Source organism: Thiorhodovibrio litoralis, assembly GCF_033954455.1.
GTDB lineage: Bacteria > Pseudomonadota > Gammaproteobacteria > Chromatiales > Chromatiaceae > Thiorhodovibrio > Thiorhodovibrio litoralis.
The window spans coordinates 4,960,741-4,981,683 of sequence record NZ_CP121473.1 but is presented as its reverse complement, the minus strand read 5'-3'; the positions used below and the strand labels follow the sequence as shown (position 1 = coordinate 4,981,683).

At 64.8% G+C, this 20,943-nt stretch carries 15 protein-coding genes; 8 read left to right on the top strand and 7 right to left on the bottom strand.

Annotation, left to right across the window (positions count from 1 at the left end; all coding sequences use genetic code 11):
- Positions 1–12: 12 nt before the first annotated feature.
- Positions 13–2,022 (bottom strand): hydantoinase/oxoprolinase family protein, encoded by a 2,010-nt coding sequence (locus Thiosp_RS22605; protein WP_201066672.1) that lies wholly within the window; start codon positions 2,020–2,022, stop codon positions 13–15.
- A 236-nt stretch (positions 2,023–2,258) separates the two neighbouring features.
- Here Thiosp_RS22605 and Thiosp_RS22600 point away from each other — a divergent pair, with 236 nt between their 5' ends.
- From Thiosp_RS22600 to Thiosp_RS22565, 8 genes are all read left to right on the top strand, one after another.
- Positions 2,259–3,182, top strand: coding sequence for an ABC transporter ATP-binding protein (locus Thiosp_RS22600; RefSeq protein ID WP_201066671.1), 924 nt, complete (start codon positions 2,259–2,261; stop codon positions 3,180–3,182).
- Between the two features lie 11 nt (positions 3,183–3,193).
- Positions 3,194–3,943 carry an ABC transporter permease subunit gene (locus tag Thiosp_RS22595; RefSeq protein WP_201066670.1) on the top strand — a complete coding sequence of 250 codons (750 nt, stop codon included), beginning with the start codon at positions 3,194–3,196 and terminating at the stop codon, positions 3,941–3,943.
- A gap of 47 nt (positions 3,944–3,990) precedes the next feature.
- The gene (locus Thiosp_RS22590) at positions 3,991–5,415 is read left to right on the top strand and encodes a GldG family protein (RefSeq protein WP_201066669.1); all 1,425 of its coding nucleotides are present in this window, start codon (positions 3,991–3,993) and stop codon (positions 5,413–5,415) included.
- Positions 5,416–5,430: 15 nt separating this feature from the next.
- A complete protein-coding gene (locus tag Thiosp_RS22585) occupies positions 5,431–6,165 on the top strand; it encodes a hypothetical protein (protein WP_201066668.1) in 735 nt (244 codons plus the stop codon).
- 32 nt (positions 6,166–6,197) lie between these two features.
- A complete protein-coding gene (gene mutM / locus Thiosp_RS22580; RefSeq protein ID WP_201066666.1) occupies positions 6,198–7,013 on the top strand; it encodes a bifunctional DNA-formamidopyrimidine glycosylase/DNA-(apurinic or apyrimidinic site) lyase in 816 nt (271 codons plus the stop codon).
- 339 nt (positions 7,014–7,352) lie between these two features.
- Positions 7,353–8,378 (top strand): helix-turn-helix domain-containing protein, encoded by a 1,026-nt coding sequence (locus tag Thiosp_RS22575; RefSeq protein ID WP_201066665.1) that lies wholly within the window; start codon positions 7,353–7,355, stop codon positions 8,376–8,378.
- Positions 8,379–8,726: 348 nt separating this feature from the next.
- Entirely contained in the window at positions 8,727–12,998 is a 4,272-nt protein-coding gene (locus Thiosp_RS22570; protein ID WP_323696716.1) for a choice-of-anchor U domain-containing protein, read from the top strand.
- A gap of 120 nt (positions 12,999–13,118) precedes the next feature.
- A complete protein-coding gene (locus Thiosp_RS22565) occupies positions 13,119–13,841 on the top strand; it encodes a hypothetical protein (RefSeq protein WP_201067645.1) in 723 nt (240 codons plus the stop codon).
- 298 nt (positions 13,842–14,139) lie between these two features.
- Here the strand turns inward: Thiosp_RS22565 and Thiosp_RS22560 are convergent, their stop codons facing one another.
- The 6 genes from Thiosp_RS22560 to Thiosp_RS22535 form a co-directional block, all read right to left on the bottom strand.
- The gene (locus tag Thiosp_RS22560) at positions 14,140–15,924 is read right to left on the bottom strand and encodes an AAA family ATPase (RefSeq protein ID WP_201067644.1); all 1,785 of its coding nucleotides are present in this window, start codon (positions 15,922–15,924) and stop codon (positions 14,140–14,142) included.
- 48 nt (positions 15,925–15,972) lie between these two features.
- The gene (locus Thiosp_RS22555) at positions 15,973–16,869 is read right to left on the bottom strand and encodes a Tim44 domain-containing protein (protein ID WP_201067643.1); all 897 of its coding nucleotides are present in this window, start codon (positions 16,867–16,869) and stop codon (positions 15,973–15,975) included.
- 66 nt (positions 16,870–16,935) lie between these two features.
- Positions 16,936–18,735, bottom strand: a complete 1,800-nt coding sequence (gene ggt, locus Thiosp_RS22550) for a gamma-glutamyltransferase (RefSeq protein WP_201067642.1) — start codon at positions 18,733–18,735, stop codon at positions 16,936–16,938.
- Between the two features lie 79 nt (positions 18,736–18,814).
- Positions 18,815–19,069: a YfhL family 4Fe-4S dicluster ferredoxin gene (locus Thiosp_RS22545; protein WP_201067640.1), complete on the bottom strand. Its 255-nt coding sequence runs from the start codon at positions 19,067–19,069 to the stop codon at positions 18,815–18,817.
- Between the two features lie 56 nt (positions 19,070–19,125).
- On the bottom strand, positions 19,126–19,602 hold the full coding sequence (gene coaD / locus Thiosp_RS22540; protein ID WP_201067638.1) for a pantetheine-phosphate adenylyltransferase: 477 nt from the start codon (positions 19,600–19,602) through the stop codon (positions 19,126–19,128).
- Positions 19,603–19,668: 66 nt separating this feature from the next.
- Positions 19,669–20,940 carry a DUF4340 domain-containing protein gene (locus Thiosp_RS22535; RefSeq protein WP_201067636.1) on the bottom strand — a complete coding sequence of 424 codons (1,272 nt, stop codon included), beginning with the start codon at positions 20,938–20,940 and terminating at the stop codon, positions 19,669–19,671.
- Positions 20,941–20,943 lie beyond the last annotated feature (3 nt).

The window sequence follows — 20,943 nt, the reverse complement described above, 5'->3', positions numbered from 1 at the left end:
ACCAACTAGGGTTCAACCGCCCAGGGCCGCCCAGGCCCGGCTGAGCCGCAGATTTGCTGCATCATCCAATCTGGCCTGCCAGCCGGGTGCAATCCAGGTCGTCGAGACCGGGTCGAGTACAATCGCCGGTCCGGTGACTGTCTCCTGCCGTTTCATTGCTGCGCGCTGCAACACCCTTGCTGCTTTGTCGGCGCCATAAGCGGCGCTTTCAGCTGGCCCAATTTCAGCTGGGGCATCCACCCCGGCTGACACCTCTCCGTCTCTTTGCTCGTGACCATCCAGCCCCAGCGCGATCTGCGCCGGCGGCGCGGTCAGGCGCACGCGCAGATTGACGATCTCCACCGGTCGCTCGAGCAGGTGGCCATAGCGTTGCTGATGGAGGCGCGCAAAGGCTTGCTCTGTTTTACTGCGCCCGAGCCACTGAAGATTGAGCGTCGCTGACTGCCCAAGGTAGCGCAGATCAACCGAGCGCTCCGTGGTCAACTCCGCCTGCTCAATGCCCTCGCTGACCAGTTCTGCGCTGGCTTGGCGCGCCAGATCATCGAGTGCCTTCAGAATGTCGTCGCTATCGCAGGCATCGAGCTGCTGCAGCCAGGCACGAGTCAACACCCGCCCAGGCGGCGCGACCAGCATGCCAAGCGCGGAGAGCACCCCGGCATGGGCTGGCACCAGCGCTGTATCCATCTCCAGTGCCTCGGCGAGCGCGCAGACATGCAGACCGCCGGCGCCGCCAAAAGAACAAAGTGTGAAACCCTTCGGGTCGATGCCGCGCTGAACTGAAATCACCCGCAAGGCCCCGGCCATGTGCTCATTAGCAATGGCAATCACGCCCAGCGCAGCATTCTCGGCGCTCATACCCATGGCCTGACCGAGTCGGGCAAGACCCGCGCGCGCGGCATCGGTGTCGAGTCGCATGCGCCCGCCGAGAAAAGCCTCCGGGCGCAGACGCCCGAGCACCAGATTGGCATCTGTGACTGTGACTTGAGTTCCGCCCTTGCCATAGCAGATAGGCCCCGGATCGGCGCCGGCGGATTCCGGTCCGACCAGCAGCAGGCCGCCGGCGTCGAGTCGCGCGATGGACCCGCCGCCGGCGCCGATGGTGTGCATGTCGACCATGGGCAAGGCCACCGGATAGGAGCCAATGCGCCCCTGAGTCGTCAGGCGCGGCGCGCCGTCGATCAGAGCGACATCGGTCGAGGTGCCGCCCATGTCGAAGCTTAGCAACTGGTGCAGCCCCGCCTGCTCGCCGACCGCGCGCGCACCGACCAGGCCGCCCGCCGGCCCGGACAGCAGCAGGCGCACCGCGGTGCGCGCGCTCTGCTCGGCGGCCAGGGCCTCGCCGCTCGACTGCATTACGCGAATTTGGGCGCCTGGCAGCCCTTGCTGCAAGCGCTTCAGGTAACCGGCAAGGATCGGCCCGACCCAGGCGTTCAGCCAGGTGGCGATGCCGCGCTCGTATTCGCCCTGCAAGGGTAGGATTTCGGACGAACGGGAGACGAAAATCCCCTCCGGCACGGCCGCGGCGATGCGGGCCTCGTCCTCACTGTCGAGATAAGAAAACAGCAGATTGATGGCTACCGCTTGCGGTGCCAGCGCGCTGAGCGATGCGCGCACTGCCGTCAGTGCGTCTTCGCTCAGTGGTTCGATGATGTCGCCATTGGCTGCACGTCGGACAGGTAGCTCAAGGCACAGTGCGCGTGGCACGGGTCGCGGCGGCACACTGGGCTCGAGTGCATAAAGCTCTTCACGCGCCTGGCGGCCAATACTGAGCAGGTCGCCCATGCCCTGGTTGGTCACATAGGCGGTGCGCACGCCCTTGCCTTCCAGTACCGCATTAGTGGCCACGGTCGAGCCATGGATCATGCGCAAGTGTTCCGGCACCAGGCCGAGATCGCGAATACCCTGCAAGATGGCCTGCTCCGGCGCCGCCGGTGTCGATAGACACTTGTGCAGCCGCAGCCGGCCATCCTGCCACAGCACAAAGTCGGTAAAGGTTCCGCCGGTGTCGACGCCAAGTAGCATGGTGGTGGTTAGTGGTTTTAGTGGCGAGTGGATCGTGGTGAGGAATGATTTGCGGACGCATCCGGCGGAAAATTTGGGTTAAGCTGGTTGCGGCTGAATTGACGCTGTCCAGCGCGCTTGCTCGGTTAAAAATGCTCTGTTATTCAATGGTTCATCGGCAAAAAGCGACCCACTGATTGGCGAAAAAGGGCGGACGGCAGAAGGTAGGCGGAAAAAGGCAGGCGAAAATAAGGCAAATGGAAAAGGTCCTGGAAGTCGAGGCGCTGAGTCGCCAGTTTGGCACCCGTCAGGCGGTGCGGGGGCTCAAGCTGCAGTTGGCCCGCGGCGAGATCCTGGGTCTGCTCGGCCCCAATGGTGCCGGTAAGACGACCTGTCTGCAAATGCTGGCTGGTCAGCTGGCACCTGGCAGTGGTTGTATTCGCATCCTCGGGACCGATCTGTCGCGGCGGCCAAGGCTGGCCAAGCGTCAGCTCGGGTATCTGCCGGAGCGGGCGCCGATTTATCCTGATCTGCGTCTGCACGAGTATCTGCATTACTGCGGCCGCCTGCATGGCCTGGGTGGCGCGCGCTTGGCTGAGGCCGTCGCGAGCGTGATCGCCGAGTGTGGCTTGGAGACCGTCAAAGGGCGACTGGTCGGGAAATTGTCAAAAGGATACCGCCAACGCGCCGGTCTGGCCCAGGCGCTCTTGCATGATCCCCCGCTGCTGCTGCTCGACGAGCCGGGCGATGGGCTCGATCCGCTGCAAAGCCGCGAGCTCAGAGGGCTGATCCGCCGCCGTGCCGAGCGCGGCTGCGCTGTGGTGTTCTCGAGCCATCGGCTCGATGAAATCAAGCATCTCTGCACCTCGGTGCTGATGCTGCGCGACGGCAGCGCGCTCTACCGCGGTGAGCTTGGAGGGGGGCAAGTCTCTCAACAGATTCGGGTGCGCCTGGTGCCGCCGAGCACGCCGGCCGCATTGGAGGCGCTAGAGCCGGTGGCCAGTGCGAAGGCGCTGGAGGATGGCCGCATTCGGCTGCAATTGCAGGCCGGTTGCACGCCAGCGCAGGTTAGCCGCACCCTGGTCGAGCGTGGCTTTGGCCTGGCCGAGCTGAGCCCGGAGCCCAGTGATCTCGAACGACTGTTCCTGGACAGCTTCGGCCTGGCGGATCAGGCGGACTGAGGGCGCAAGTCATGCTGTGGGTCATTGCTCGACGCGAAACCCTGACGCTGTTCCAGACTGGCCTGGTCTGGCTGCTGCTGGCCGCTTGCTCCGTCATCCTGGGTTGGGTGTTTCTGAATCTGCTCGATCCCTTTGTCGGGGTCGATCCGGACAGCCTGGAGCAAATCTCCATCGGCGCGCTGAATCGGCAACTGGTGCGCGAGTTGTTCGGTGCAGCTGCCGTGATGCTGCTGCTAATCGCACCGCTGCTTGCCAGCCGACTGCTGAGTGGCGAGCTGCGCGATGGCCGCTACTTGCTGTTGTCCGCCGCTCCGCTATCCTCGTTCGAGATTCTGCTCGGCAAATGGCTGGCGCTGGCCGTGGTGCTGCTGGCACTGGCGTTGCTGCCGCTGCTGCTGTGTCTGTCGCTGGCACTTGGCGCGCCGGTGGATCTCGGCCTGTGCCTGTCCGCCACCCTCGGCCTCTGGCTGCTGGGACTGCTGTTCGCGGCGGTCGGCCTGTTCGCCGCCAGTCTGAGTGCTCAGCCTGCGGCGGCGGCCGTGATCGCCTACGGTATCCTGATTCTGCTGTCGGTCATCAATCGCGCCGAGACCGCGGCAACCCTGAGCCTGGGTCTGCTCGACTGGTTGTCCTGGGGCCAGCACCTGTTCTGGTTTCTAATCGGTGCTGTGCGCCTGAGTGACCTCGGCTATTTCCTGCTGCTCGCCGCCTGCTTCCTGGCAATGGCTGAGCGCCGGCTGGCCAACCTGCGTTTTCAATGACAGTGCCAGATTGGCTGGATGAATCATTTGCTTCAACCCGCGCCCCTATGACAATCACGGATCGGCAAGACAAACCGGCTGCGTCATCCCGCGCTGGCCAGCTAAGCCGGCGCCTGGCGGATGCTGTCTATGTCATCCTGCTGTGGGCCTTGGTGTTGTTAGCTGGGTGGCATTTGGCGCGGCATGAAATTTACTGGGACTGGTCGAGCACCGGGCGCAACGTCCTGAGCACCGAAAGTCTGGAAGTGCTATCCGCGCTTCAGTCGCCGCTGACGCTGCGCGTCTTCGTCGCGCCGGATCATCCGCTGGTGCGGGAGATCGAGCAGGTGCTGATGCGCTATCGCCGTGCCAGCGACAAGGTGAAGGTTGACTATATCGACCCAATTCGTGCTCCCGAGTTGGCGCGCGAGTTCGACGTGCGCCTGCTTGGACAGTTGGTGCTTGACTATCAAGGCCGGCGCGAGAGTCTCGCCCGACTGGACGAGCCGACGCTGACCAACGCCATCGCGCGCCTGAGCCAGACGCGCGCGCCCTGGATCGCGCTGCTGGAAGGCCATGGCGAGCGCAGCCCAAGCGGCGGCACCGGTCGCGACATCGGCCGCCTGGGGCAGTGGCTGGAGCAACGCGGTTTTCGTCTGCAGCCGGTCGATCTGGCACGCCTGAGCCGCATCCCGACGAATACCGACGTGCTGGTGCTCAGTACCCCATCCATCGCGCTCTTTCCCGGCGAGGCCGAGGCGCTGATCGACTATGTCTCGGCCGGCGGCAATCTGCTGTGGCTGCTCGATCCGGGCGACTGGCTGGGCTTCGCGCCCCTGGCGGAAGCGCTCGGCATCGAGAGACTGCCGGGGCAAATCGTCGACGCGGCTGGCAGCGCCTTCGATGTTGCGGCGCCCAATGTCGCCGTGGTCGCGGACTGGCCGGCGCATGCGCTGTGGCAGGGGCTTGGTGCGCCGGCTTTCTTTCCCGGCGCTGTGGCCTTCGCGCCCGATCTCGCATCCCGTCTGGCCCCCGACTGGCAGCTGGTCGCCGAACTGGCGAGCGGCGAGCAAAGCTGGAACGAAACCGGACCCATCCGCGGTAAGATCGCGCGCGATGCCGATCTGGGAGAGCAGCCCGGACCGCTGCCCTTTCTGCTCGCCCTGAAGCGCGCGGTGCCTAGCGCCTTGCGCGCGGGCGGCGGCGCCATGGCGGCTTCCGCGCTGGCCGAGCAGCGCCTGGTGCTGGTCGGGGACGGGGATTTTCTCAGTAATGCCGCGCTCGAGCGCGGCGCCAATCGCGAGCTTGGCCTGCGCCTGCTGCGCTGGCTTGGCGGCGAGGAGCTGATGGAGGCCAAGGCGGATCATAACGATCAGCCGCTTGCGCTGACGACCGGCCAGGCTTTCGCCATTAGCCTGTTCGCGCTGGTTATTCTGCCGCTTGGGTTTTTACTGCTGGCACTGGCCAGCGTCTGGCGCCGACGGCATGGCTGAACGGAGGAACACCCCATGAGCGGTCGCTGGCTGATCAATGGCGCGCTGCTGCTGGCCTGCGCGCTGCTCCTGCTGCTCGCGCGCTGGCAGCCGGAGCCGGCGCAGGGTCTGGCGGATGTGGTGGGTCTGACACCCGAGACCGTCACGCGCATCCGCATCCGCCACGGGCAGGAGACGCCGCTTGAGCTTGTGGCCGCCCCAGAGGGCTGGACCATGCACGGGCCCCTGCAGGGTCGGATCAACGACACCATGGCCGAGCGCCTGGCCGCGTTGCTGCGCGCCCCGGCCACGCGGGCATTCGGCGTTGGCAACAGCGATGCTGGTGACGCGCGGGATGCGCCAGCGGCGCTCGCCGATCTAGGGCTGGCTGACCCCTGGCTGGAGCTCGACCTCAATGACATCCACCTGCGCGCCGGCGCCGCCGAGCCCATCGACCGGCGCCGCTACCTGCAAGCGGGCAATGACATCCTGCTGATCGACGACCGCTGGCTGCTGCCGCTGCTCACGCCGCCAGAGGATTATCTGTTGCGCACCGAATCTCCAGGTTCCGAGCATACCGACGCGGCTGGTACTGCCCAAGATGCCGCTCGCGCGCCCACCGAAGACGCGGCAAGTGTTGCGACTGGTGCTCCAGATGCTAGCTCGACCGCTGGCCCAGATGCGGCTCTTGGTGACTCCGCGATTGAGACATCAAGTGAGGCACCAACTGGCATCCCCGCTGCTGCTGCCTCCCGAGCCACCTCGGATTAACCGGCAGCACTCCTCAGACCGCCCATCCGCGCATGCCCGAATTACCCGAAGTCGAAACCACCCTGCGCGGCATCGCGCCGGCATTGACCGGCCAGCGTATTCGCCGAGTGCTGGTGCGCGACGGGCGCCTGCGCATGCCGGTCTCGCGCGAGACCGAAACACGCCTGCCCGGTCAGCGGATTATCAGCCTGCGCCGCCGCGCCAAATATCTGCTGCTGTCGCTGGAGGAAGGCGTTGTGCTCGCGCATCTTGGCATGTCCGGCAGCCTCCGCCTGGTCCCCGAGGGCACCGCCTATCGCCCGCACGACCATATCGAATTGACGCTTGAGACTGGCCCCTGCCTGCGTCTGCACGACCCACGCCGCTTCGGCATCTTCCAATGGATTCCCGACCCGGCTGAGGCCCATCCGTTGCTCGCCAGCCTCGGGCCAGAACCTCTGTCGGACGCCTGCAACGGCAGCTACCTGCATCAGATCTCCCGCGGCCGCCGCGCCGCCGTCAAAAGCCTGATCATGGACAGCCGCCTGCTGGTCGGCGTTGGCAACATCTACGCCAACGAGGCCTTGTTCATCTCAGGCATCCACCCTGCCCGCGCCGCCGGTCGCATCAGCCTCTCACGCTACCAGCGCCTTGCCGCCGCCATTAAACAGGTGCTCGGCGAGGCCATCGAGCAGGGCGGCACCACCCTCAGGGACTTTCTGCGCGAGGACGGCACCCCCGGGTACTTCGCCCAGCACTTGCGTGTCTACGCTCGCGCCAACGAGCCCTGCCACCAATGCGGCACGCCCATCCGCCTCGCGCGCATCGGGCAGCGATCGAGCTTTTATTGCCCCAGCTGCCAACGCTAAAGTATGGAAAACGCCGCAGAAATCGCAATAGCCAAAGGCGGGTTCCTGGTGTTCAAGGAGCCCCCTTCAGCCACCCTGGCACGCGGCCTGCGCGTATTTTTGATGGACTCCAAACCGAAAACCTAATGGCGTCTTTTGGAGGTGCCTTTTCGAGGCGAGCTGAGCGCCTTGAGTGCGAAGACATGGCCGCAGCCCTGTCCCTTCCGAGTTCCACAATCGTGAGCCAATCGACAAAAATCACCACAAACCAGGATAGCCAGTTGTGGAATCTTGACATAGGCTTAAAGCATTTCCTGTCAATGCGCTATGTCAGTTGGCTTGCCGCTGGCCAATTTCCTGATGTCCTCCAACACCGCTCCAGCCACCAGCCCCCAACCGCGCGGTGGCCCAAGGCCCCAGATCTGGCAACCCGAGCGCCATGCCCTCATCGACGCCTCCCAGGCCGCCGATGAACAGACCTGGATGTCTGAATTCAATTGTCGCCAGCTCAGCGCGGGGCGCTTTTCCGGTCTGTTGGAGCGGGTCGACCTGGACGGCATTGAGATCGTGCGCGAGCACCAAAGCCAGGATATTCACAAAGTCGGCGTCATGCCGCCGGGCACTTGCACCGTCTCCCTGATCGATCACACTGCCGGCAAGGCCCGCTTCTCCCAATTTGCCGCGGACGTTGCCGATCAGCTGTTCTTCATGCCCGGAGACACCGTGTTCGACGCCGTCGTCCCCGGCGGTATCTCTACCCGCTATGTCCGCCTCGACCAAGCCGCGCTGCTCAAAGGGCTTGCCGCGCTGGATGAGCCCCTGGCCGAGCGCCTGGCCAACGGCGGTGGGCTGCAGTCCCTCGGGCTGGCAGGCAGGGTGCCGTTCCAGCTCAGTCTGCGCGCGCTCAATTCCATCGCCCGCGATCCGCGCACCGGCCACCGCGGTGCCAGTGTGCAAGCGTTGCGCCGCAACCTGCTGGAACTGGTGCTGCTCACCGTCAGCGCCGCCGATGAGGTCATCCCCAGCAACCATCCGAGCCTGCATGCCCGCCGCCGGGGCCTGCACATTGTCCGCGGCGCGCAGGCTTACATGGAGGAGCAGCTCGCGCTGGGCGCCAACCCCAGCCTGGTCGATTTATGCCTGCACACGGGCGTCTCCGCGCGCACCCTGCAATACGCCTTTCACGACCAGCTCGGGCTGACACCAAACACCTACCTGCGCCTGCTGCGCCTAAACGGCGCGCGCGCCGAACTCGTCGCCACCACCGCCGCGGGCACCTCGGTCACCCAAATCGCCACCCGCTGGGGTTTCATGCACCTTGGCCGCTTCGCGCGCGCCTATCGCGAGCTGTACAAAGAGCCCCCGTCCGCCACCCTGGCGCGCTGAATCCCGATCCCGCCTCGGCGGCCATTCGCGGCCCTGGCCCGCCCCAGGCTGAGCCGCGCCCGGCGATATTGGTGATTGCATTTTTTTTGGTCCCCAGCTGCAAGTCTTGCGCAAAATGACCTAGTCAGATCAAAAACAGCCAATTAGGCTCCTTGTAAAGCATCCGAGCGGTGCAGCGACGAGGAACCAGGATCGCCGTGATATCGCCCGACTGGATCAAAGCCGCACAAACCCAATGCCGCTTGCGACGCCGGCCAAATAGCGCCGCTGACTTCGCGTGCCATGCGAGCTTGGTTGCGCGCTGTCGCAAACGACCTTGAATTTGTCCAAAACAAGGGGACTGCAGTCATGACCCAAGCAAACGCCTTCCGCCGCCACCCACTCACGCTCGCCGTCGCGATCGCGATTGGCCCCAGCGCGCTCTGGGCCGCGCCTTGCGACTGGTCGCTTGATCCCACCAACTGCGACTGCGGCACCGCCACGAGCGGCGTGCTCCAGGTCAGTACAGAGGCCTGCCTGCGCAACGCCATCTTCGACATCAGCAACAGTGCTGTGCTTGGCACGACGCTTGACTACAGCACCATCCAGCTTACTGCCGACATCAAGCTGAACAACGTCCTGCCGATGATCCGCGGCGACCTCACGCTCGACGGCAATGGGCACACCCTTGATGGTGACAATACCTACCGCGCCTTCGTCGTCGCCGGCGGCACCACCCAGATCTCCAACCTCACCATCACCGATGTCAGGGCCACCGGTGGAGCTGGGGGCGACGGCGGAGTGAATGGGTCGGACACAGGCGGGGGTGGCGGTGGCGGTCTTGGCGCCGGTGCCGCGGTGCTCGTTTACGACGGTGCCAATGCAGGGCTGAGCGGGGTCACCGTCACGAACGCGACCGCGGTTGGCGGCGCCGGGGGCGATGGCGGAGCAGTTATCTCCGAAGGAGGTGGTGGAGGCGGTGGCGGCCTCCAAGGCGCGGGCGGCGATGCCGGCATAGGTGGCGGCGGCGGTGGCGGTTATGCTGCTGTTGGGGGCAAGGGTGGTGCCGGCAGTGGTGGTGGCGGAGAGTTCGGTAGCGCGGGTTCTGGAGACAGCCAATACGGCGGTGGCGGTGGCGGTCAACAGGGCATGGGCGCGGACGCCACAGCCTCTTACGCCGGCGGCGGCGGCGGAGCCAAGGACAATGCGTCCGGCAGCACCGGAGGCGGCGGCGAGGGCGGAGACGGCGCTGGCTTCGGCGGTGGTCCTGGTGATCAGGGTGCCCCCCTTGGCGGCGGCGGCGGAGGCAAATACAACACAGGTGGCGATGGCGGCGCCAGCGGTGGTGGTGGTAGTGGTGGCTTCGGCGGCGGCGGTGGCAAAGGTGGCTTCGGCGGCGGCGGTGGCGGTGGCATGAACCAAAACGGCGGCATTGGCGGCGTCTTCGGCGGCGGGGGCGGAACCGGAAACGCTAACCCGGTCGACGGCGGTGACGGCGGCTTTGGTGGTGGTGGTGGCGGCGCGCGGAACGACGACCACCCATCTTTGCGGCAAAGTGGCGGCGACGGCGGTTTCGGCGGCGGTGGCGGCGGCGGCTATAACGCCGGCACCGGCGGCAGCTACGGCAGCTACGGCGGCGCTGGCGGCAGCGGCGCCAATGCCGACGGCGGCGGCGGTGCCGCGCTCGGCGGGGCCTTCTTCGTTGCCAACGGCGGCAGCCTGACCCTGGACGGGATCAGCCTCAGCGGCAGCTATGCGCTCACCCCCGGCAAGGGTGGCAATGACAACGGCGGCGGCGCCAAGGACGGCCAGGCTCAGGGCGAGGTGCTCTTTGTTTACGACAGTGGCACCACCACCATCAATGTCCCGGATGGCAAGACCCTCGGCATCGCCGATGGCGATGACGACACCACCAAGACCGCCGCCATCGCCGGCACCGGCGCGCTGACCAAGACTGGCGCCGGCACCCTGCGGATCAACGACGCCAATCCCAACTTCACCGGCAGCCTCAGTGTTGATGCCGGCACCGTCGGCGGCAGCGGCGGCTTGACCAATGCCAGCGGCGTCACAGTTGCAGACGGCGCCGCACTGGCACCCGGCAAATCCGCCGGCACCCTGAGCCTCGGCCCGCTCACGCTCAACAACAGCTCGGTGCTCGACTACGAGCTTGGCGACCCCAGCGGCACCGCCGGCACCCATAGCGACCTGATTGCCGTTACCGGCGACCTGACCCTGGATGGCACCCTCAATGTCACCGATCTCGGGAGCTTTGGCGCCGGCACCTATACCCTGATTACCTACACCGGCAGCCTGACCGACAATACCTTAGCGGTCGGCACACTGCCCGCCGGCTATTCGGCCACGATCGATACCACGAGCGATTCAGGGAAAGTGCTCCTTGAGGTGGTTCAGCTCTACAGCATCGGCGGCACCGTCTCCGGGCTGGCCTCGAGCCAATCGGTGGTGCTGCAGAACAACGGCACTGATGACAAGACCGTCTCGGCCAGCGAAGCCTTCACCTTCGACACCGCGGTCGCCTCCGGGAGCAGCTACGCGGTCACCGTGCTGACCCAGCCCAACGGGCAGACCTGCACCGTTAGCAACGGCTCCGGCAGCAATGTCATGGCCGATGTCACCGATGTGGCGGTGACCTGCGCCACCAACAGCTACAGCATCACCGAGAACGCCGGCACTGGCGGCAGCATCAGCTGCACTCCCAATCCAGTCCCTGAAGGCGATGACAGCCAATGCACCGCCACCGCCAACAGCGGCTACCGCTTCAGCAGCTGGGGCGGAGCTTGCTCCGGCAGCACCAACCCCTGCACCCTGAGCAACGTGAAGGAGGCCAAGACCGTCTCCGTCATCTTTGAATCCACCGGGGGCGGCGGTGGTGGAGGTGGCGGCACTCCCAGCCCCATCAACGGCCGCTGCGGCAGCGCCGAGGGCGAAGCTTTCACGGTCGCGCCCATTAGCATCCTGTGCAACCTAGGCGTCCCCAGTGCGGTCACCGGCACCGGCCCCTGGTCCTGGACCTGTAGTGGCCTCTACGGCGGGACTGATGCCTCCTGCACTGCCACCACCGCCGAAGTCGACGGCCGCTGCGGTTCCGCCAGCGGCGCCACCTTCGCCACCCGCCCCAGCAGCAACCTGTGCGCCAGCGGCACCGCCGGCGCCATCGCCGGCACCGGCCCCTGGTTCTGGAATTGCAGCGGTCAGCACGGCGGAGCGAGCACCTGGTGCGGCGCCAATGCCGACGGCCTGCCGCCCTATAATCCCGACCCCGACATCCCCAGTGATGAGATCTGGTCGCAACTGCCCGATGAAGACATCGACGGCATTCCCGATGCCGTCGAAGGCCAGGTGCTCAGTCTCGACGGTCAAACCCAGGGCGATGGCAATGGCGACGGCATCCCCGATGTCGAACAAGCCCATGTCAGCGCCTTCACCGGGGCCGACTGTCCCGAACGCGAACGCCCGCGCTTCGTCACCCTCGCCGCCCCCGTTGGCACCGAGCTGAGCGATGTCACCCGCCGCGAGCCACCCGATGATCTGCCCGAAGACCTCACCCTCGGCTGTGGCGAAATCGCCTTCCAAGTCCAAGGGCTCGAGCCCGGCGCCACCCTCGACTTCTCCGTCTACGTCGAGAACGACGCCGCCGTCAACGGCTACTACTACCGCAATCGGCAAACCGGCGCCTGGGACAACATCGCCACCGCCGTCACCCCTGAAGGCATCAAAATCCGCCTCGACTACCAACTCCAGGACGGAGGCCCCTATGACGCCGACGGCCTCACCAACGGCACCCTCGTCGATCCCGGCGGCCCCGGCTATCGCGGCGAGATGGCCAGCCTCCTGCTCCCGGTGAACAACGGCATCAGCCTCTACGAACGCCTGTACGTCTATGGCCAACAGGGCCAAGAATGGGTGCGTCTGGAAGGCGGACGCGGCAGCTGGATCGACCAAAACATCGACGGCATCGAACTGCCTGGTGCGCTCAGCGACTACCGCTTCAGCCAAGCCGGCAACACCGTCTGGATCGAAGGCCCCAACCGCAGCGCCCGCATCGTCGTCCAAGGCGGCGCGCACGGCACCGCAGTGGCCACCGATGAAGGCGGCACCTGGCTGCACTTCAGCGGCCAGCAGGTGTTACTGGGTCATCAACCGCTGAGCAGCCGAGCCCAACAGTTCGATGCCAGCGAACTCGGCGACAGCTTCGACCCGGCGGCGGCAGCCGGGACGGGACCCTTCAGTGACAACCTCAGTCCCAACCGGTTGCTGCTCGAGCCCAATGCCGTGGTGCATCTGGCCGAGCTTGCTGACGCCTATGGCACCCCCGCGCGCGATACCCTGCGCTTGGTTGGCACCCCCGGCGTGGAGGTTGACCAAAACATCGACCGCGTGCATCTCGACGGCGCGCTGGGTGACTACCGCTTCCGCCAGCAAGGCAATGGGGCGGAGATCACCCGCAATGACCGCTGGGTCGCGACCATCCGCGCCCAAGGGGATGCCGATGGCACCGAGCTGCTCTTCACCGATGTGAGTGCGCCGCTGTGGTACGACGGCAACCAGATGCGCCTGGGGCGGGCGGCGTTGGCGAGTGAGCGCGCGGGCATCATTGAACAGGATGCGCTTTCGTGGTGATTACTACCCCCAAGCCCCCCAAGAGATTTTGGGCTGCCCCGGACGCCTTGCCTGTCCGCGGTGCCTGCATCAGGGGCATGTGGGTTTGATTGGACAGCTTTAACACAATGGGATTACATCATGATCAAGTATCTTGACGCGGGTAACGACACCTTCTCCATCACCGGCACCTACGATAAGGTGCTCGACTTTGGCGGCACGGATACCTACATCCTGGACCTCGACCTCAGTGAGTCGGTGACCGTGGTTGACAATCAAATCAGTGAGGTTCGGCTGCCAGCCGGGCTGTTGGTGGATTCTGTGCGCTTTGCTGCCGACGGCGTGCAGTTCTCAGTCTTGGGCAAGACCGTCACCTTTCTCGGTCAACCCCAATCGTTCAACTACTATCTCGGCGATAATACCGAGACCCCGCTGAGCTTTAGCGCGTTGGCGGCAGAATTTGGAACGACGGTGCCGGCCGCTGGGGCTGCCCCCAATGAAGTGAGCCAGAGCGTCATGATCCAAGCCGATGGCGGGATTGCGCCGATGACGACAGTCGAGGTGACTGCTGGCAACACAAACCCCAGCGATGCCAGTGAAGGAGACTTCTATTTCGACATTCACCCTGGCGATTATCACTACAGCATTGCCGGTTTTGGTGCTGGTGACGTCCTGGCGTTTCCCAGCGGCAATGCCCCGACGCTGGTGAACGATGATTTCGACGACGGTATGGTGGAATTTAACTGGGTAGGGGAAGGCGGCTTGGTGCGGATCGAGCTGACGGGCCTCAGCGCCAGCGACGATGCGCAGTTACTCGACATCGCGGCTTTCCAAGATCTATTTGGGGCAACGTCGATCCTTTAGGCCTCGGCACGCCAGACTTGCCTGCGATCCACAGACCATCCCAAGCAACAGAACTGTCAATCTGGAGTGCTAATGAACCGGTCTCATTTCTGCCACATATCCTTACGAGCGCAGCCATTTGCAAATGTCTGCTAAGGGTCGCTATGTGAAGCTTCACATAGTGAGCCCTGGGCTCCAGCCCCCGCTCGATCACTGCCGTCAGCCTGAGCGACAGCCTTGACCCCGGTGCCAACGCTCCAAGCGCCGCCAATCAATCACGTTGCTGTGATCGCTTTGGCGGCGCATGGCCGTCTGTGAATCACAAGGCCGCGTCCGGAGTGCTGCGCCACAGCAGCCGCTCGAACCCCAGCGCCACCACGGCATGGGTGTGCAGGCGCAGCCGCCCGCCGTAGTCCGGTTCGAGTTCCTGGCGGTGGCGGGCAAGCTGGGCTTCGGCCTCGTCGAGCAGGGCGGCGACCTGGGGCCGTGCGCTGAGTTCTTCGCGCGATAGCTGCCGCAGGCGCTCTGCGCTTTCCCCGAGATCCTGAAGACTCAGGTACTTGAACTCCAACAGATGATCGAGCAGCGCGAAGCGGCGCATCTCCTCGCGCACCATCAGTGACAGATCGGCATGGCCGCGCGCAATGGCGGTTTCCGAGTCCATCACATAGAAGATGTCGGCGAACAAGGCCACCAGAAACACAGTCTTGACGGTCAGCTCGTTCGACCAGCGATAGTCGCGATTATCGAACACCTGCAGATGATTGGCTTCCAGCACCTCGATCAGGGGAGCGAGGTTGCCTTGGGTGTAGAGCGCTTTGGCTGCCGCGCGCAGGCTTTCGCGTTCGGGATACTCGGGGAAGAGCTGATCACGGAACTTTTCGACATAGAGCTTGCGTATGACCAGATTGGGGATGCCCATGACCAGCTCGCCGATTGGCGTCTGATCCCTGAGGGTGAGTGCGCCAAGAAAATACAGCAGCGAGCCAAGAAAAGGTGCATCCCCGGGCGCGCGGCGCAGATCCTCGACCCCAAAGCGGTGCGCCAGACTGGCGATCACTGGCGGATGCTCAGGATCAAGCGCAGCGCCGATCAACTCCTGCCCATGCGGCTGACGGGCGACGAAGTCGATGCGGTTGCGATCCATCGCCAGGTTATTGTCGAGCATCTCCCGTGGCGGCAGCCCGGTGGCGGCGAGGGCATCGAAGAAATACAACGCCAGGGTCGGGTTGTAGAGACCGGGGCCGGGTTCGTAGCCGAAGCGATAGCCGTTGTACCAGGTGCGCATGGTTTCCAGCATGCGTGCCGACCACTCCGGAGCGTGCTTTTGTTCGGCGGCGAGCTGATCCAGCACGGCGGCCATTTCGGATTCGGTGAATCCGCACAGATCGACAAAGCGGGCATCAAGACTGATGTCTTTCGAGACATTGTAGCCGCTGGAAATATCCGCCAGCACCACCGGCGAGACCCCGGTGATGAACACCCGGTCGATGCCTTGACCGGAGGCCAGGGACTTGACGGCCTTGAATACGGTTTTCAGCAGACCTTCGCCAGAAACCAACGCCTCATAATCCGCGTGCCGCCCCTGCATCAGTTCGTTGGCGAAGTTGTCGTATTCGTCGATCAGGAGATAGACATCATGCCCTTGGGTGCGGGCGGCACTGACGGCGGCCCGCAGGGCCACCAGGCCATCGCTGGGATGATCGCGCAGCGGGCCACCAAGCTGTTGGGCATAGCGAACACCAAAATCGGCCACCTGACCATTGATGTGATTGTGCAAGGCTTGGCGAATCTCCGCCAGGCTGCCGCTGGCATCGACCATGGAGAAATCCCAGCGCAGCACGAAGTATTGATTGCGCCGCGCGGTAGGGTCGCGACCAATGGCAAGCGAACCGAACAGGGCGTCGAATTCCCCGGCACGGGCCAGATCGTAATAGTTCTCCAGCGTGGTCAGCCAGGCGGTTTTGCCAAAGCGGCGCGGGCGCAATAACAGGAGTTGCTCGCCGGCGTTTTCCAGCGTGCGAATGTGCGCGGTACGATCTGCGTAGTAGTAGCCCTCGGTGATAATTTTGTGAAAGTCAGCCGTGCCGTAGGGAAATTTCATGGCGATGCGGTCTCGGTGATGGCGGCTGGGCAGGAATCACGGCCAGACTCAGCCCTGCTGTTGCACGCCGGAGATCACCCAATCGCCTTCGGGGCTGTTCCAGTCATGTTGCACATGCCAGACCTCGTCGACGCGGTTAGCGGTGCCATTCTCGTCTTCTCTGACCAGGCCGGTGAAGCGCACGCTGGCGACAACCAGGTCGGCGTCGCGCTGCACGCCGAGCAGCTCTGCGTCCAGGGTGACGACTTCGGTGTAGTTGGGTGCGTCGCCGAGTGCCTCGCGCTCGCGCTTGATCTCGGCGAACAGTTGCGGCGTGGTGTAATCGCGAATGTCGCGGAAGTCGGATTGATCCCAAGCTGCCTGTAGGCGGATGAAATGCGTCTTGGCGCCCTCGACGAAGGCGCCGGCGTCGAACCAGGTCGGGGAGGCTTCTTCCGTGCTAGCAGCGGTGGCGATGGTCTGCGCGCTGCCGCCGAGTGCGGCATCTCCCAGCGAAGGTGGGCGTGCATGCCCGGGTGCGCCAGCGGTAGCGACCCGACCCATGGGGTGTCCTAGACCGCCGCCGGTGCCACGCTGGCGCAGGGCTTTGAAGAGCATTATTGCGCCGAAGATCAGTGCGGCGATGATTAGGAAATCGAGTATCTGAAAGCCCTGAAAGCCGTCGCCAAAGAAGAGCGAGGCGAGCAGGCCGCCGGCGGCCAGACCGGCGAGCGGGCCGAGCCAGCGGCTGGCGCCGCTCTGGCGCGGCGGCGTGGCGCCCGGTTGCGTCTGGCTCTGGTTGGTGCGCTGCTCGGACTGGCGCGGGGCCGTCTGGGCTTTGCGCGGCATGGTGAATTGCTTGCCGAGGCTGCGCCCGGCGCCGAAGCGCTTGGCATCCGCGGTATCGGGCAGGCTGAGGCTCGCGACCGCAAAGGCTGCGAGTAGAACAATGAAAAGTCGGGACATGGTATGAGTTCCTCAGAGGTGTTTGCGGCCGACTCTCACAGGTCAGCCGAGCTTGCGAGTGCGATGCTATTTGCTGGCAGCTGCGGTTGGTTGGCGAGCGGGTAGCACGACCGCCGTGCCATGGCCGCGCGGATCAGAGGCCGCCTGCACCTCGGCGCGCGCGCGATCCCAGTAAAGCAGCTGCATGTTGCCGAACATGGCTGGGTCGACTGTTTTCAGCCGATGCCCCATAGCCTGGAGTTCCGCCTGTTCGCGGGCCGTGAAGGCGTCCGGCTCATGTTGGATCACATCGGGTAGATATTGGTGATGAAAGCGCGGTGCGCCAACCCAGTCGTCCGGCGTGCCGCCCTCGGTCAGCGCCAGGATGGCGTTGAGCACCATGGTGATGATACGGCTGCCGCCCGGCGTGCCAAGGATGGCGACGCCCTGGTCGGATTCAACGAAGGTCGGACTCATGCTCGAGAGCATGCGCTTGCCGGGTGCGATGGCGTTGGCCTCGCCACCGACTAGCCCGTAGGCATTGGCAACGCCTGGCTGGGCGGCAAAGTCGTCCATCTCGTCGTTCAGCAGCACGCCAGTGCCGGGCGGGACGAAGCCAGAGCCGAAGGGGTAGTTGATGCTGAGGGTTGCCGCCACGCGATTGCCGGCGGCATCGAGGATGGAGAAATGGGTCGTGTCCTGGCCCTCGCTTGGGACGTCCGTCGGCGCCTTTGGTCCGCTCGACCCTTCCGATGCGCTCGAAATAATGCTGGGTGTGACGTGGCTCGGGTCGATATCACGGGCAAGTCCGGCCGCATAGTAGGGATGTGTCAATCGCGTGAGTGGCATCTCGATCTGGTCCGGATCGCCGAGGAATGCAGCGCGGTCGCGATAGGCGCGGCGCATGCTCTCGACGATCAGATGCGTGCGCGTGACGCGGTCGCGATCTCTTAGCTCCTGACCTTCGGACTCCAGGCTCTCAAGCATCCGCATCATCTGCGCCAGGCCGACTCCACCGGCGGATGGCGGCGGGGCGCTGGTGATGGTCCAGTCGCCATAGTGAAAGACAAAGGGCGCGCGCTCGATGATCCGATAGTCGCGCAGATCCTCCATGGTCCAGATGCCGCCGGCTTCGCGCACGCCATTGACCAGTTGCTCGGCCAGTTCGCTGGTGTAGAAGCCATCGCGACCGCGCGCGGCGATGCGCTCCAGTGCGGTCGCAAGGGCTGGTTGGCGCAGTAGATAGCCTTCGGCGGGCACCTGGCCGTCGACCAGAAATTGCTCGGCCGCGGCCGGGGAAGCGCGCAGCACCTCAAGGCGCCATTCGGCCAAGCGACGGTAATGTGAGTCGACCGGGAAGCCATCGCGCGCCAGACGAATGGCTGGAGCAAGAGTTTGCTCCAAGGGCAGGCGAGCGTATTGAGCGGCCAGATGATCGAGCGCAGCCGGAACGCCCGGGATGCCGGCCGCCAGTGGACCGTTCAGTGATAAATCCGGCACCAGCTCGCCCGCAGCATTGAGGTACATGTCGCGGTTGGCGGCAAGCGGCGCGCGCTCGCGGCCATCGACAAAGACGCTGCGGTCTTCATCGGCCAGATATAGCAGCCAGAAACCGCCGCCGCCGAGTCCGGAGCTGTAAGGCTCGACCACCGCCAGGGTCGCGGCCACTGCAATGGCGGCATCGAAGGCATTTCCGCCAGCATTGAGCACCTGCTCGCCGGCGGCGGTCGCGGCCGGATGGGCGCTTGCGATCGCCGCGGCGGGCGGGAGTTTGGGCTGGGCCCAGGCCGGGGTCGAAGCCGGGGGAAAAGCCGCGAGAAAAGCGGCGGCGCACAGCAATAACGCGGCGCTCCGTGGGAGGAGCGACCGTCGGGTGCTTCTAGGCATGGGAAGGATGCAGTTGCGGGAAGCGGAGAGGAGATGGCGCGATCCGGCGACAGCGGATCGCGCCACAGAGCGAGCGGACTCAGCCGTTCTCGCTGGTGATTTTCTCGTACTTGGCGCGCAGCTGGTCTTCGGTCTCGGTGTGCTCCGGATCGGTGATGATGCAGTCGACCGGGCAGACCTCGACGCATTGCGATGTCTCGTAGTGGCCGACGCACTCGGTGCAGAGGTCCGCCTCGATCACATAGATTTCGTCGCCCTGAGAGATGGCGCCGTTGGGGCACTCGGGCTCGCAGACGTCGCAGTTGATACATTCGTCGGTGATGATTAATGCCATGGGAAAAACTCCTGATGTTCGCTGAGTGGCAGTTTCAAGATCGGGTCCCGCTCAGTTTAGCGAAAGCGCTCGCGCAATGCAGCATAGACGCTCGGCGGCACGAAACTGGACACATCGCCCCCGAGCCGCGCGACCTCTTTGACCAGGGATGATGAAATATAGGCGTACTGCTCGGCCGGTGTCAGAAATAACGTCTCAATATCCGCGGCCATGCGCCGGTTCATGCCCGCGAGTTGGAACTCATACTCAAAGTCCGACACCGCGCGCAGCCCGCGCATGATGACAGGGATGCCGAGGCCGCGCGCGAACTCTACCAGCAGTCCGGAAAAAGAGGTGATTTCCACATTGCTGTGATTGCTTGCGATGCCGCGAAGCATCTCGAGGCGCTCCGCGACCGTGAAGGTCGAGGCTTTACTCGAATCTTCTGCCACCGCGACCACGACATGATCAAACAGCCGCGCGGCGCGCGCGATCAAGTCGCTGTGGCCGTTGGTGACCGGATCGAAGGTGCCAGGGTAGACGATGCTGCGCATGAGTTCTCGGCTCAGGGGGACGATAAAACATCAGCATAGCAGAGGGACGAGTGTGTTTGCTGTGATTCACATGGCGTCATTCTCTGGGGGCGGCTCCGAGGATGGCTCTGGGGACGGCTCTGGGGGCGGCGAAGCCGTTGTCTCTGCGCTACCGGCAGCTGAAGGCGAATCAGATGCCGCCGGATCAGTCGGCTGCGGTGCTTTGAGCAGCTTGCTGGCATCGAGCCCGAGCAGCGGGCCGAGGTCAAAGTCCGACAGCAGAAAGTAGTAAGGGCGGCCTTCGACCTTGAGCACAAAGTCCTCTTCAACAGCGGTATCACCACCGGCGCTGGCCCCAGCTGCATCCTCGGAACCTTCCGTGTCGCCGGGTTGATCGGCGATTGGACGGGGGGCGATCAGCCGAGGGGCGATCAGATAGCGCTGGTTGTCGCCATCGGCCAGGCCGATCTCGAGCGCAAGGGTGGGCGCGGCGAGGTCGAAGCCGTCGGGAGCTTCGGTGCCCAGCATCTCGCGATAGCTGAGATTGGCCAAGGTGGTCAGCAGCGCCTCGACTTTCGCTTGGTCGAGCTGGCCTTCGTTGTCGGCACCCGTCAGGTTCCAGGTGTCGTCGTCCTTGCTCAGGCTCCAGCCATCGGCGGACAGGCGTTGAATCTGCTCGCGCGCAAGGCGCAACTGGTCGCGGGCGATCCACTCGCCGGGCTGGTCAGACAGGTTGAAGACATCGAAGCGCACGTCATAGACGCCATCGTCGTCCGCGGGACGCAGGTAACGGCGTCGGAAACCGGGAGAGTCGCCGAGAATCAGGGTAGCGACCTTATCATCGCCGCGCTTGAGTGTGATGCTTTCGGCAAAGGCGTCATCCGCGACCTTGAACCGCTCGCGCGCGGCCTCGCTGGTGGCGATGGGTAGCGATCGCTGCAGCCCAGCCAGGGCTTCCAGCAACTGATCGACGCGGGTACTGTCGGCCGGGAAGTCGCCGAGCCTTGGGATGTCCCAGCCGTCGCCGTCGCCGTCGCCGTCGCCGGTTCGGCTCAGAATCAGCGCAGTCTCGCCTTCCGGGGTGGCGATCTCGATGCTGTCGATCTGCTTGGCGTCGAATGCGGCCAGCGCGGTGTTGGTCGCGGTCGGTGCCAGGTGGCTGCCGCCGCTGGTGACTGCCGCGAGCAGCAGCTGCACCCCGAGCAGGGCGCCAAGGCCGATCACCAGCGGAGTGCGCAGCGCGGCCGGCCAACCGGAGCTGGAGCTTGCTGGTTCCCGCGCTTGACTTGGGCGTGCATCCTCGGGCGCTGCGCGCTCAAAAGCCTCAGCGGTTGCTTTATCTCGTGTTGTCTCAGCCATGTA